This window comes from Burkholderia sp. ABCPW 111, assembly GCF_000773065.1.
Lineage (GTDB): Bacteria > Pseudomonadota > Gammaproteobacteria > Burkholderiales > Burkholderiaceae > Burkholderia > Burkholderia savannae.
Genome location: NZ_JPWT01000066.1, coordinates 163,867 through 177,831, shown reverse-complemented (window position 1 = coordinate 177,831; position 13,965 = coordinate 163,867). Strand labels below are relative to the sequence as shown.

The 13,965-nt window shown below is 69.2% G+C and carries 10 protein-coding genes and 1 pseudogene; 8 read left to right on the top strand and 3 right to left on the bottom strand.

Translation table 11 applies throughout. The features are described from left to right. Window positions 1-178: 178 nt before the first annotated feature. Both X946_RS14140 and X946_RS14135 read right to left on the bottom strand, forming a co-directional pair. A pseudogene (locus X946_RS14140) lies at window positions 179-1,066 on the bottom strand (EamA family transporter). Window positions 1,067-1,411: 345 nt separating this feature from the next. Next, the gene (locus X946_RS14135; protein WP_038748545.1) at window positions 1,412-2,701 is read right to left on the bottom strand and encodes an MFS transporter; all 1,290 of its coding nucleotides are present in this window, start codon (window positions 2,699-2,701) and stop codon (window positions 1,412-1,414) included. Window positions 2,702-3,046: 345 nt separating this feature from the next. On the opposite strand from X946_RS14135, the gene X946_RS14130 reads away from it, so the two are divergent. Continuing rightward, window positions 3,047-3,259: a hypothetical protein gene (locus X946_RS14130; RefSeq protein ID WP_004198969.1), complete on the top strand. Its 213-nt coding sequence runs from the start codon at window positions 3,047-3,049 to the stop codon at window positions 3,257-3,259. A gap of 40 nt (window positions 3,260-3,299) precedes the next feature. Further along, window positions 3,300-4,331, top strand: a complete 1,032-nt coding sequence (locus tag X946_RS14125) for a serine/threonine protein kinase (protein ID WP_038748544.1) — start codon at window positions 3,300-3,302, stop codon at window positions 4,329-4,331. Between the two features lie 233 nt (window positions 4,332-4,564). On the opposite strand, the gene X946_RS14120 is transcribed toward X946_RS14125, so the two are convergent. Further along, on the bottom strand, window positions 4,565-5,461 hold the full coding sequence (locus X946_RS14120) for a LysR substrate-binding domain-containing protein (protein ID WP_038748543.1): 897 nt from the start codon (window positions 5,459-5,461) through the stop codon (window positions 4,565-4,567). 106 nt (window positions 5,462-5,567) lie between these two features. Here X946_RS14120 and kdgD point away from each other — a divergent pair, with 106 nt between their 5' ends. From kdgD to garD, 6 genes are all read left to right on the top strand, one after another. Continuing rightward, a complete protein-coding gene (gene kdgD, locus X946_RS14115; RefSeq protein WP_038748541.1) occupies window positions 5,568-6,509 on the top strand; it encodes a 5-dehydro-4-deoxyglucarate dehydratase in 942 nt (313 codons plus the stop codon). Further along, window positions 6,500-8,071, top strand: coding sequence for an aldehyde dehydrogenase (NADP(+)) (locus X946_RS14110; protein ID WP_038748539.1), 1,572 nt, complete (start codon window positions 6,500-6,502; stop codon window positions 8,069-8,071). Before kdgD ends, X946_RS14110 begins: the two co-directional genes overlap by 10 nt. 85 nt (window positions 8,072-8,156) lie before the next feature. Then, window positions 8,157-9,512 carry an MFS transporter gene (locus X946_RS14105; protein WP_038748537.1) on the top strand — a complete coding sequence of 452 codons (1,356 nt, stop codon included), beginning with the start codon at window positions 8,157-8,159 and terminating at the stop codon, window positions 9,510-9,512. A 15-nt stretch (window positions 9,513-9,527) separates the two neighbouring features. Next, complete coding sequence (locus X946_RS14100) at window positions 9,528-10,964, top strand: enolase C-terminal domain-like protein (RefSeq protein ID WP_038748535.1); 1,437 nt, start codon at window positions 9,528-9,530, stop codon at window positions 10,962-10,964. Window positions 10,965-10,972: 8 nt separating this feature from the next. Then, a complete protein-coding gene (gene gudD, locus X946_RS14095; protein WP_038748533.1) occupies window positions 10,973-12,334 on the top strand; it encodes a glucarate dehydratase in 1,362 nt (453 codons plus the stop codon). A 28-nt stretch (window positions 12,335-12,362) separates the two neighbouring features. After that, a complete protein-coding gene (gene garD / locus X946_RS14090) occupies window positions 12,363-13,964 on the top strand; it encodes a galactarate dehydratase (RefSeq protein ID WP_038748531.1) in 1,602 nt (533 codons plus the stop codon). Window position 13,965 lies beyond the last annotated feature (1 nt).

Here is a 13,965-nt window from a genome sequence, read left to right as displayed (position 1 = left end):
GGCGTTTTTTGGTTATCCGAAGCTTCGCAGCGCGACGAAAAAGCGCAGATTGCTCCGTTTGTCGCAAACAATCCGACGATATGCTTTCGTAATTGCTTTCTGAATGCTTTCTTGTGTTGCGATGCCATGAGAAAGGCGCCCGCATGCTGCAGTGCGGGTGCTTGTCTTCATGCCGTCGTCACGCGTGCGCGGGGCGCTGGAACACGAGCGCAAGCCCGGCGAGAATCGCGACCGCGCCGACCATCTCGAAGGGCGCGCGGCGATTGCCGCGCCACGCCGTATTCATCGGCGCGGTCACGACCGGTACGAGGTAGAAGAGACTCGTCACGTTGACGAGATCGCCGTGTTGCATCAGCCGCCAGAACAGCAATTGCGTGAACACCGAGATCAGGACGCCGAACCACGCGAGCGGCCGCGAGAGCGACGAGCTCGCTTCGGACGAGAGCGGCTCGAACGGCGCGATCAGCGCACAAAGCCCACGGCCGGCTGCGTTCCGCTGCGGCGGCGCGTCGATCGGCGCCGCGCGCGCGTTTTTGCCGCAGCGCGCCCGTCGGGATCGCGAGCAACGCGCAGAGCTCGGCATGCAGTGCCGGATGCTGGCGTGTCGCCGCCAGCGATGCCGCGGTGGACGACGAGGCTCAGGCCGATCGGAGCGAGCGCGAGCCCCGCGAGACGCACGCCCGATGCTCGGCGTTGGAGCGCGACGAGCGTGAGGATCGGCTGCACGCCGAGTATCGTCGCGAGTATGCCGGGCGCGAGCCCGCGTTCGCGTGCGAGTAGACAGGATCGAATAGTCGCTCGTGAGCAGCAGCCTTGTTGCGACGGTCGCGAGCCGCGCGCCGGGCGACGGCAGCCAGCGGCGTCGCGCGAGTGACAGCAGGAGCAGCAGGAGCAGCACGAGCAACACGAGCAACACGAGCAACACGAGCGCGAAGCCCGCGATCAGGAAAGCGAACGCGCACGCATGCCGCAGGCCGAGTCCGTCGAAGATCGCTCCGCTGCTCCAAGGCAGCACGAACAGCGACGTCGCTCCATGTGCCGCAAGCGCGGGTCTGATTGAGGCCATCTGAAGCCCACTTGTCGATCGAATCGGTACGCTCCGGTTGCGTGCGCACGCGAACACGCCGCGCGCAAATGCACGGAACGGTTCGATCAGCGGCGAACGGCGAGCGAAAGAGGTTTCGCGGCGTTTAGCCGAGCAACGCAGCCGGAGGCGGCGGCACGCCGACGAGCGGCGGAGCGGCAGGCGGACGATGCGCGCACGCGCGCGGCAGCCGTGCGATAGACGGCTTCGATACGGCGCGGGCGGGCAACGAGGGCTTCATCGCAAAGCCTGCGAGCGAAAATTGCGATAGCGTCAAAGGTAACGTGCCGACGCGTGGTTTGGCATCGCGTCGGCGATGTCGTGCGCTCAGGCGGCCCCGGCGCGTTCGCGCGCACGCAGCCACGCCGCAGCAAGAATGCCGAGCGCGAGCAGCACGCCGACGAGCGACGCGACGCCCGGCCAACCGAGCGCGCTCCAGAAGCGTCCGCCGAGCGAACCGACGACGCTCGAGCCGAGGTAGTACGCGAGCAGGTAGAGCGCCGCGGCCTGGCCTTTGCCGTGTTGCGCGAGCCGGCCGACCCAGCCGCTCGCGACCGCGTGGCCCGCGAAGAAGCCGAACGTCACGCATGCGATGCCCGCGGCGATCGCGGCGACAGGATGCAGCAGCGTCAGCGCGACGCCCGCGAGCATCACGGCGAGGCTCGCGATCAGCACGCGGCCGCGGCCGAGCGTATCGGCGAGCCGCCCCGACGACGGCGATGCGACGACACCCACCAGATAGACGACGAAGATCGCGCTGATCGTCGCTTGCCCCATCGAATACGGCGGCGCGAGCAGCCGGTAGCCGATGTAGTTGTAGAGCGTGACGAAGCTGCCCATCAGCACGAACGCCATCGCGAACAGCACGGGCAGCTCACGCCCCTTGCCGAGATGATGCGCGAGCGATGCGCGGTGATGCGCGAGGTTCAGGCCGCGGTGCGGCGTGAAGTGTCGCGACGGCGGCAACAGCGCTCGGAACGCGAGCATCGACGCGAGGCCGAGCACGCCGATCGCGCCGACCGCGATGCGCCACGAGAACAGGCCGGTGAGGATGCCCGTGATCACGCGGCCCGCCATCCCGCCGATCGCCGTGCCGCCGACGTAGAGCCCCATCGCGAGCCCGAGGCCGTCCGGATGCACTTCTTCCGCGAGATACGCCATCGCGACGGCGGGCACGCCGCCGAGCGCGAGCCCCGTCAGCGCGCGCAGGATCAGCAACTGATGCCAGTGCGGCGCGAACGCGGCGGCGAGCGTGAGAAGCGACGATGCGGTGAGCGACGCCGTCATCAGCTTGTGGCGGCTGAGCGCTTCGGACACGAAGCCCGCGACGAACACCGCGGCCGCGAGCGCGGCCGTGGCGAACGACAGCGCGAGACTGCTTTGCGCGGGGCTCACGCCGAACGTCTTGGAGAACTCGGGCAGGAGCGGCTGCACGTAGTAGAGGAGCGAGAACGTCGCGTAGCCGGCGAACAGCAGCGCGACGCTCGCGCGCCAGTAGTTGCGCGAGCCGCGTTCGAGATACGGCACGGGCGATGCGCACGGCGCGTTCGCGGCGGCGCGCGCGTCGGCCTGACACGCGCCGGCGGCGGGCCGCGGCGCGCCGGATGATACAGTCACGCTGAGTCTCCGTCTGAAGCAAACCTCAACGATACGCCGGTTGCGCACCCGGCGTCGTTTCGTCAGACGACGCGTTGGCTTTTGGCCGCACTTCCGAATGAATCATCGGATGTCGGCCATGTGCGTCAGGGTATGATGGAGCGACGCTGCCGCAAAAAAGCGGCGCGTCGCGGCGACGGGATCGACGCATCCCGCGAATTGGCGGCGCTCTTGCCGCCAGCTCGCGCCTTCGCGATTCCATGAGCGGTGAACAATGGGATACGCGCCGCCGTCGTCGCGCGGATGCGCAATTCGGGTATTTCCGGCCGGGCAGCACGCGGCCGGCTTTGAAAGCGGGGAAACATCATGCATGTCGGTTCGATTGTCTGCACCACCCACATTGCCGTGCCGAAGGGCGCGCGCGGCATCGTCCAGCGCATCTTGGGGGACATGGCGATGGTGACCTGGTACGCGGGCGTGCCGGGCGAATCCAAGGAGCTCAATACCGAGCCGTTCTTTCTCGAGGATCTGATCGACACCGGCGAATCCGTGCTCCCCGCGGGCGCGGCGCTGCACTGACCGCTCGTCTTTCGGCCTCGCGCGCGGCACAATGCGGGGCATGAACGACGCCACTTCCGATTCCAACGCAGCCGGCGCAAGCGCCGGCTTGCCTTTTGCAGGCCTCACGCCCGAGCGCGTGCTCGACGCGCTCGACAGCGTGCTGATCCCCGCCGGCTCGCGCACCGACGGGCGCCTGCTCGCGCTCAACAGCTACGAAAACCGCGTCTATCAGGCGGGCATCGAGGACGGCCCGCCGATCGTCGCGAAGTTCTATCGTCCGCATCGCTGGTCGAGCGACGCGATCCTCGAAGAGCACGCGTTCGTCGCCGAACTCGCGGCGCGCGAGATCCCGGCCGTGCCGGCGCTCGCGTTCGACGGCCGCACGCTGCACGAATTCGAGGGCTTTCGCTTCGCGATCTTCGAGCGGCGCGGCGGCCGCGCGCCGGAGCTCGATCGCCGCGACACGCTCGAATGGCTCGGCCGCTTCATCGGGCGCATTCACGCGGTCGGCGCGACGAAGCCGTATGTCGCGCGGCCGACGCTCGACATTCACACGTTCGGCTACGAGCCGCGCGATTTCCTGCTGTCGCACGAGTTCGTGCCGGAAGACGTTCGGCCTGCTTACGAAGCGGCGGTCACGCTCGCGCTGGAGGGCGTCGCGCACGCGTACGAGCGAGCGGGCGACGTGCGGATGCTGCGTGCGCATGGCGACTGCCATCCGAGCAACGTGCTGTGGACCGACGCAGGCCCGCACTTCGTCGACTTCGACGACAGCCGGATGGCGCCCGCCGTGCAGGATTTGTGGCTGCTGTTGCCGGGCGACCGGCCGGGCGCGTCGCACGCGCTCGCCGAACTGCTCGCGGGCTACGAGGACTTTTGCGAATTCGATCCGCGCGAGCTGCATCTGATCGAGGCGCTGCGCACGTTGCGGCTCATTCATTACGCGGCATGGCTCGCGCGTCGCTGGGACGATCCCGCGTTTCCGGCCGCGTTTCCGTGGTTCAACACGCATCGCTATTGGGAAGCGCGCGTGCTCGAGTTGCGCGAGCAGATCGGCGCGATGCAGGAAGGGCCGCTGTGGCCTGTGTGATGCCGCGCTCGTCGCGTCGATCGCGCGCGGCGAGCGTCCGATCGACGTCGCGGCGAAGGCGTGCGCCGCGAGCGGCGATTTGCGCCGTTGCCTCGCGTTTCTTCGGTTTGAGGCAACGTCAGTTTCCCTAACGATTTGTTAATCGCGTTGCGTGCGAAACGACGTATTTCGCACGCGCGCCACCGGCTCTTCGCTCCATCGCAGGACGCCCGGCTGCGCAGGCGCGTAATCCGTCAGCGCCTTTCGGCGAGCGACTTGCGCAACACGTCCTTCAGCGCGCCGAACGCGGGATTGTCGTTGTCCTTGCGATACGCGAGCGTCAGTTCGACGGGTTTCGCGGGCGTCGTGCGCACCGGCCGGTAGACGACCCCTTCGAAGTGCAGCATCGACGCGGCCGCCGGAATCAGCGCGGCGCCGATGCCCGCGCGCACCAGCGCCAGCATCGAATGAATCTGGCTCACGTATTCGACGATGTCGGGCAGCACCTCGGCGCGCTCGAGCAACCCGCTCACCAACTGGTGAAAATAGCGCGCCTCGTACGGCGAATACATCAGGAGCGGCTTGCCTTCGCAGTCGCGCAGCGCCGGGCGCTTCGGCCACGCATCGGCCACCGCTTCCGGCAGTGCGAGCACGAGCGCCTCGCGCACGCACGGTATCGACACGAGCTCGCCGTGCTCGACGGGCGGGCGCAACAGCCCGACGTCGATCAGCCGCGCATCGAGCGCTTCGAGCTGCGCGCCGCTCACCATCTCCTTGAGCGTCAGCCGCACGTCCGGCGACGCCGCGCGCACCGCGCTCACGAGCGACGGCAAGAGACCGTAGCCGACCGACGCGGTGAAGCCGATCGCGAGCGTGCCCGCCGCGCCCGTCGCGACGCGGCGCGCGGTTGCCGCCGCTTCGTCGGCGAGCCGCAGAATGCGGGCCGCATCGGGCAGGAAGCCGCGTCCGGCCGCCGTCAGCTTCACCGATCGGCTCGTGCGCTCGAGCAGCTCGGTGCCGATCTGGTGCTCGAGCAGGCGCACCTGCCGGGACAACGGCGGCTGCGTCATGTGCAGGCGCTCGGCCGCGCGCCCGAAGTGCAGTTCCTCGGCGACCGCGACGAAGCAGCGAAGCTGGCTGAGTTCGAACATCGATTCAAAATATGGATTGATTGAGTCATTCCTTATCTTGGACTTGAATCGTTCGCAGTGCAAGAATCCGCTCACCACTTGTCACGCCGCACCGGCACGAACGCTCATGTCACGCTACACGCCCACCGAATTCGCCCGCCAGATCGGCTCCGGCCTGCTGTCTTTCCCGGTCACGCACTTCAAGCCCGATCTGTCGTTCGACGAGGCCGCCTATCGCGCGAACCTCGGCTGGCTGTTCAGCCACGACGCCGCTGGCCTCTTCGCCGCGGGCGGCACGGGCGAGTTCTTCTCGCTCACGCCCGCCGAAGTCGATAGCGTCGTGCGCGCGGCGCTCGCCGAAACGGGCGGCCGTCTGCCCGTGATCGCGCCGGCGGGCTACGGCACCGCGATGGCGATCGACTATTGCAAGGCGGCCGAAGCGGCGGGCGCCGACGGCATCCTGCTGTTCCCGCCGTATCTGACGGAGGCGTCGGCCGACGGCGTTGCCGCGCACGTCGAGCAGGTCTGCAACGCGACGCGCCTCGGTGTGATCGTCTACAACCGCGCGAACCAGGTGCTCGACGAAAACGCGCTCGCACGCCTCGCCGAGCGCTGCCCGAACCTCGTCGGCTTCAAGGACGGCGTAGGCGACATCGAGCTGATGACGCGCATCTACACGCGCCTCGGCGATCGATTCACGTACATCGGTGGCCTGCCGACCGCGGAGACGTTCGCGCTGCCGTATCTGACGCTCGGCGTGACCACGTACTCGTCGGCGATCTTCAATTTCGTGCCGCGCTTCGCGCTCGATTTCTACGCGGCCGTGCGCGCGCAGGATCATGCGAAGGTGTATGCGATGCTCGATCAGTTCGTTCTGCCGTACATCGCGCTGCGCAACCGCAAGCGCGGCTATGCGGTGTCGATCGTGAAGGCCGGAATGAAGGTGATCGGCCGCGGCGCGGGCCCCGTGCGCGCGCCGCTCATAGATTTGACGGGCGAGGAGCTGGCCGAGCTGTCGGCGCTCGTCGCGCGGATCGCCGAGGTTGCCGAGGTGGAAGCATGTCTCTGAGCGGCGAGCTGATGCTGGGCGGCGAATGCGTCGCACCCGGCGAGCGCACGGTGCGGGCGATCGACCCCGCGACGGGCGCGACGCTCGAGCCGGCGTTCGCGCTCGCGACGCACGCGAACGTCGCGCGCGCGTGCGAGCGGGCCGCCGCCGCGTTCGACGCGTATCGCGACACCGCGCCCGATGCGCGCGCCGCGTTTCTCGACGCGATCGCCACCGAGATCGAGGCGATCGGCGACCCGCTGATCGAACGCGCGACCGCCGAAACCGCGCTGCCGCGCGCGCGCCTCGAAGGCGAGCGCGCGCGCACCTGCAATCAGCTGAGGCTGTTCGCGTCGGTCGTGCGCGCCGGCGATGCGCTTGGCGCGCGCATCGATTCGGCGCTGCCCGAGCGCAAGCCGCTGCCGCGCGCCGATCTGCGGATGCGGCGCATCGCGCTCGGCCCGGTCGCGGTGTTCGGCGCGAGCAATTTCCCGCTCGCGTTCTCGGTCGCGGGCGGCGATACCGCTTCCGCGCTCGCGGCCGGCTGCCCCGTCGTCGTGAAGGCGCACCCCGCGCATCCGGGCACGTCCGAGCTCGTCGGCCGCGCGATCGCCGCGGCGCTCGCGCGGTGCGGGCTGCCGGCCGGCGTGTTCTCGCTCGTGCACGCGGACAACGACGTCGCGGGGGCGCTCGTTGCCGATCCGCGCATTCAGGCGGTCGGCTTCACGGGCTCGCGCGCGGGCGGCCAGGCGTTGCTGCGCATCGCGCAATCGCGTGCGCAGCCGATTCCGATGTACGGTGAGCTGAGCGCGATCAACCCGGTGTTCCTGCTGCCCGACGCGCTCGCGAAGCGCGGCGGCGCGCTCGGCCGGCAATTCGTCGCGTCGCTCACGCTCGGCGCCGGGCAGTTCTGCACGAATCCGGGTTTGCTGCTCGCGATCGACGGCCCCGACGTCAGCGCGTTCGTGAACGCGGCCGCCGATGCGCTCGACACGAGCGCCGCGCAGCCGATGCTCACGCCCGGCATCCACGCGGCGTACGTGCGCGGCGTCGAGCGTCTGGCGGGCGCGGCCGGCGTGCGTTGCGCCGCGCGCGGCGACGCGAGCGACTTGCCGAATCGCGGCCGCGCGGGCTTGTTCGAGACGCACGCGCGGCACTTCATCGAGCAGCCCGCGCTGCACGACGAGATCTTCGGCGCGACGGCGCTCCTCGTGCGCTGCCGCGACGCGGCCGAGCTGAGCGCGGTCGCCGAGACGCTCGACGGCCAGTTGAGCGCGACGCTGCATCTCGATACGGGCGATGCGCCGCTCGCGCGCGCGCTGTTGCCGGTGCTCGAACGCAAGGCGGGCCGCATCGTCGCGAACGGCTGGCCGACGGGCGTCGAAGTCTGTCACGCGATGGTGCACGGCGGCCCGTGGCCCGCGACGACGGATGTGCGCGCGACGTCGGTCGGCACCGCGGCGATCGAGCGCTTCCTGCGGCCCGTCTGTTATCAGGATCTGCCCGCGGAGCTGCTGCCGCCCGCACTGCGGGACGACAATCCGCTGCGGCTGCGCCGCCTCGTCGACGGAAACTGGGTCTGAACGCGATAGTCGCGCGAAGCCGGGCCGCACGGGCCCGGCGCTGAAACGACCGGCGCATAATGGACGCCGGCGGAAGGAGGAGACAATGGACATCAAAGCCCCCGCCGTGGGTGCGCACAGCACGCCGCGCGTCGAGCGCATGAGCCGCGTGCGCTTCATGATCCTCGCGATGCTGTTCGTCGTGACGACGATCAACTACGCGGACCGCGCGACGATCTCGATCGCCGGCTCGGCGATGCAAAAGGATCTCGGCGTCGACGCGGTGTCGCTCGGCTACATCTTCTCCGCATTCGGCTGGGCGTACGTGATCGCGCAGATTCCGGGCGGGTGGCTGCTCGATCGTTTCGGTTCCCGGCGCGTTTATGCGGCGAGCATCCTGATGTGGTCGATCTTCACGTTCGCGCAAGGCGCAATCGGCTTCTTCTCCGGCATGGCCGCGATCGCGGTTGTGTTCGCGCTGCGCTTTCTCGTCGGCGCCGCCGAAGCGCCCTCGTTTCCGGCCAACAGCCGGATCGTCGCCGCGTGGTTCCCGGCCAGCGAGCGCGGCACCGCATCGGCGATCTTCAATTCCGCGCAGTACGCGGCCACCGTGATCTTCGCGCCGCTGATGGCGTGGCTCGTCCACACGTTCAGCTGGCACTACGTATTCATCGTGATGGGCGCGATCGGCGTCGCGGCGGCGTTCGCGTGGCGGCTCTTCGTACGTGATCCGAAGGATCATCCGCGCATGACGCGCGCGGAGATCGAATACATCGAGAACGGCGGCGGCCTCGTCAACATGGATCGCGCGGGCGTCGCGAAGACGGAAGGCCCAGATCTCGGCTACATCGGGCAACTGCTGAGGAACCGGATGATGATGGGCGTCTACGTCGCGCAGTATTGCATCAACGCGCTCACGTACTTCTTCATCACATGGTTCCCGGTGTACCTCGTGCAGGCGCGCGGGATGTCGATCCTGGAGGCGGGCTTCGTCGCGTCGGTGCCGGCCGTGTGCGGCTTCCTCGGCGGCATTCTCGGCGGGATCATCTCCGATGCGCTGTTGCGGCGCGGCGCGTCGCTGTCGGTCGCGCGCAAGGTGCCGATCGTGCTCGGGATGCTGCTGTCGGTCAGCATGGTGGTGTGCAATTACGTCGACGCGCAGGGGATCGTCGTCGCGGTCATGGCGCTGTCGTTCTTCGGCAAGGGCATGGGCGCGCTCGGCTGGGCGGTCAATTCGGATACCGCGCCCAAGCAGATCGCGGGCCTGTCCGGCGCGCTGATGAACACGTTCGGCAATCTGTCGAGCATCACGACGCCGATCGCGATCGGCTACATCGTCAACCGGACCGGCTCGTTCAACGGCGCGCTGGTCTACGTGGGGCTTCATGCGCTTGTCGCTTGCGTCTGCTATCTGTTCGTGGTGGGCGAGATCAAGCGCGTCGAGCTGAAGCCGGCATCGTAAGCGGAGCCATCGGACATGACGTCCAATATGATCGAAGCCGTCGCGTGCGCGCGCACGCCGCGCGTCACGCGGATGCAGGTGATTCCCGTCGCGGGGCGCGACAGCATGCTGCTCAACCTGTGCGGCGCGCACGCGCCGTTCTTCACGCGAAACATCGTGATCCTGAACGATGACGCCGGGCATGTCGGCGCGGGCGAAGTGCCGGGCGGCGAAGGCATTCGCCGCGCGCTGGAGCGCGCGGCGCCGCTCGTCGTCGGGCAGCCGATCGGCCGCATGAACGGCGTGCTCGCCGACATTCGCCGCGCGCTCGCGGGCGACGGCCCCGCCGCGCATCAGGCGACCGTGCACCAGGTGACGTCGGCGTCGGAGGCAGCGGTGCTGCGGCAGCCGCACGAGATCAATCTGCGGATGGACAACGTCGTGACCGCGGTCGAAGCGGCGCTGCTCGACCTGCTCGGGCAGTTCGTCGGCGCGCCCGTCGCCGACCTGCTCGGCGCGGGCCGGCAGCGCGACGCGGTGCCGATGCTCGCGTACCTGTTTTACGTCGGCGAGCGCCGCCACACCGATCTGCCGTATCCGGCGGGCGCCGACGGCGGCGACGCGTGGCTGCGCGTGCGCCGCGAAGCCGCGACGACGCCCGCGCAGATCGCGCGCTTGGCCGAAGCCGCGGCCGATCGCTACGGCTTCGCCGACTTCAAGCTGAAGGGCGGCGTGATGGACGGCGAGGACGAGATGGAAGCGGTGGCGGCGATCAAGGCGCGTTTTCCGCACGCGCGCGTGACGCTCGATCCGAACGGCGCGTGGTCGCTCGACGAGGCGATCGCGCTTTGCAAGGGGCGGCGCGATCTGCTCGCGTACGCGGAAGATCCGTGCGGCGCGGAGGCCGGCTATTCGGGCCGCGAGATCATGGCCGAGTTCAAGCGCGCGACCGGCGTGCCGACGGCGACCAACATGGTCGCGACCGACTGGCGCCAGCTCGGCCACGCGGCATTGCTGCAGGCGGTGGACATTCCGCTCGCCGACCCGCATTTCTGGACGATGCAGGGCTCGGTGCGCGTCGCGCAACTGTGCGACGAATGGGGGCTCACGTGGGGCTCGCATTCGAACAATCACTTCGACATTTCACTCGCGATGTTCACGCACGTCGCGGCGGCCGTGCCCGGCGCCATCACCGCGATCGACACGCACTGGATCTGGCAGGAAGCCGACGAACGCCTGACGCGCGAGCCGCTTTCGATCGAGCGCGGACACGCGGCCGTGCCGGACCGGCCGGGGCTCGGCATCGAACTCGACATGGCGCGCGTGTTCGAGGCGCACGCGCTGTACGAAACCCTCGGGCCCGGCGCACGCGACGACGCACGGGCGATGCAATACCTGGTGCCGGGCTGGACGTACGATCCGAAACGGCCGAGCTTCGGCGCCGCTGCGCGCGCGGCCGCGCGCGGCGCCTGAACGCTTCGATGGAGACACTCGTGAATCAAACCGAATCGAGCCGCACGGCGGCGCCCGTCGTGTCCGACATGCGCGTCGTGCCCGTCGCCGGACGCGACAGCATGCTGTTGAACCTGAGCGGCGCGCACGCTCCGTTCTTCACTCGCAACGTCGTGCTGATCCGCGACAGCGCGGGCCACACCGGCGTCGGCGAGGTGCCCGGCGGAGAAGGCATTCGCCGCACGCTGGAGGATGCGCGCGCGCTCGTCGTCGGCCAGCCGCTCGGCCGCTGGCAGGACGTGCTGAATGCGGTGCGCGCCCGCTTCGCCGATCGCGACGCGGGCGGCCGCGGCCTGCAGACGTTCGACCTGCGCATCGCGATTCACGCGGTGACGGCGCTCGAAGCCGCGCTGCTCGATCTGCTCGGCCAGCATCTCGGCGTGCCGGTGGCCGCGCTGCTCGGCGAAGGCCAGCAGCGCAACCGCGTGCCGATGCTCGGCTACCTGTTCTATGTCGGCGATCGAAACCGCACCGATCTCGATTACCGCAGCGAAGCCGAATCCGACGATGCGTGGTTTCGCTTGCGCAACGAAGCGGCGCTCACGCCCGATGCGATCGTGCGTCTTGCCGAGGCCGCGCACGCGCGCTACGGATTTCAGGACTTCAAACTGAAGGGCGGCGTGCTGTCGGGCGACGAAGAGATCGCCGCGGTGAGCGCGCTCGCAAAGCGCTTTCCGCACGCGCGCGTGACGCTCGACCCGAACGGCGCGTGGCCGCTGCAGGAGGCGATTCGCCTCTGTCGCGGCAAGGACGGCGTGCTTGCGTACGCGGAAGATCCGTGCGGCGCGGAGGCCGGCTATTCGGGCCGCGAGATCATGGCCGAGTTCCGCCGCGCGACGGGGCTGCGCACGGCGACCAACATGATCGCGACCGACTGGCGTCAGCTCGGCCACGCGATCCGGCTCGGCTCGGTGGACATTCCGCTCGCCGACCCGCATTTCTGGACGATGCGCGGCTCGGTGCGCGTCGCGCAGCTGTGCGACGAATGGGGGCTCACGTGGGGCTCGCATTCGAACAATCACTTCGACATTTCGCTCGCGATGTTCACGCACGTCGCGGCGGCCGCGCCCGGCGCCATCACCGCGATCGACACGCACTGGATCTGGCAGGACGGCCAGCGCCTCACGCGCGAGCCGCTGCGCATCGAGGACGGCCACGTCGCCGTGCCGCCGCGCGGCGGGCTCGGCGTCGAGATCGACGAGGACGCGCTCGAAGCCGCGCACGCACTGTATCTGAAGCACGGCCTCGGCAGCCGCGACGATTCGCTCGCGATGCAGTACCTGGTGCCGAACTGGACGTTCGACAACAAGCGGCCCTGTCTCGTGCGTTGAGCGACGCCCGCCCATCACGGAGCATTCGATGCAGGAATCCACCTCGACCGACGACGCGCGCACGCGATCGGACAGCGCGCTGACGATCCGCGTGCACGACAGCGACAACGTCGCGATCGTCGTCAACGCACGCGGCCTGCCCGCCGGCGCGACGCTCGGCGACGGCACCGTGCTGGCCGAAGGCGTGCCGCAGGGCCACAAGGTCGCGCTCGCCGATCTCGCCGAAGGCGACGCGGTGATTCGCTACGGCGAAGTGATCGGCTACGCGGCGAAGCCGCTGCCGCGCGGCAGTTGGGTCAACGAGCATGCAGTGAAGCTGCCGTCGGCGCCCGCGCTCGCCGAGCTGCCGCTCGCGACGCGCGCCGATCCGAAGCTGCCGAAGCTCGAGGGCTACGCGTTCGACGGCTATCGCAACGCGGACGGCACGGTCGGCACGAAGAACGTGCTCGGCATCATGACGAGCGTGCAGTGCGTCGCGGGCGTCACCGACCATGTGGTCGCGCGGATCAGGCGCGAGCTGCTGCCGCGCTATCCGCACGTCGACGACGTCGTCGCGCTGAACCACACGTACGGCTGCGGCGTCGCGATCAACGCGCCGGCCGCGATCGTGCCGATCCGCACGCTGCAGAATCTCACGCTCAATCCGAACTTCGGCGGCGAGGTGATGGTGATCGGCCTCGGCTGCGAGAAGCTCGTGCCCGAGCGCCTCGTGCCGGAATCGCTCGCGCCGGGCGGCCGCATTCCGATCGAGGTCGCGGGCAGCGCCGATTCGCCCGTGCTTCGTCTGCAGGACGAAGCGTTCGACGGCTTCGGCGGGATGGTCGACGCGATCATGGCGATGGCCGAGACGCGTCTCGCGCATTTGAACCGCCGCCGCCGCGAGCCGTGCCCGGCGTCCGATCTCGTCGTCGGCGTGCAGTGCGGCGGCAGCGACGCGTTCTCGGGCGTCACCGCGAACCCGGCCGTCGGCTTCGCGGCCGATCTGATCGTGCGCGCGGGCGGCACCGTGATGTTCTCCGAAGTGACCGAGGTGCGCGACGCGATTCATCTGCTGACGCCGCGCGCGATCGACGAGGACGTCGGCCGCGCGCTGCTGCGCGAGATGGCGTGGTATGACGATTACCTGTTGCGCGGCGAAACCGACCGCAGCGCGAACCCGTCGCCCGGCAACAAGACGGGCGGGCTGTCGAACGTCGTCGAAAAGGCGCTCGGTTCGATCGTGAAATCGGGCACGAGCCCGATCGTCGACGTGCTCGGTCCCGGCGAGAAGGTGCGGCGCAAGGGGCTCGTCTTCGCGGCGACGCCCGCGAGCGACTTCGTCTGCGGCACGCTGCAGCTCGCGTCGGGCATCAACCTGCAGGTGTTCACGACGGGGCGCGGCACGCCGTACGGCCTCGCGATGGCGCCTGTCGTCAAGGTGTCGACGCGCAAGGCATTGAGCGAGCGGTGGCACGATCTGATCGATCTCGATGCGGGCCGCATCGCGACCGGCGAGGCGGGCATCGCCGACGTCGGCTGGGAGCTGTTCCATCTGATCCTCGACGTCGCGAGCGGCCGCCGCAAGGTGTGCGCCGACAAGCTCGGGCTGCACAACGCGCTCGTCCTGTTCAACCCCGCGCCGGTGACCTGAT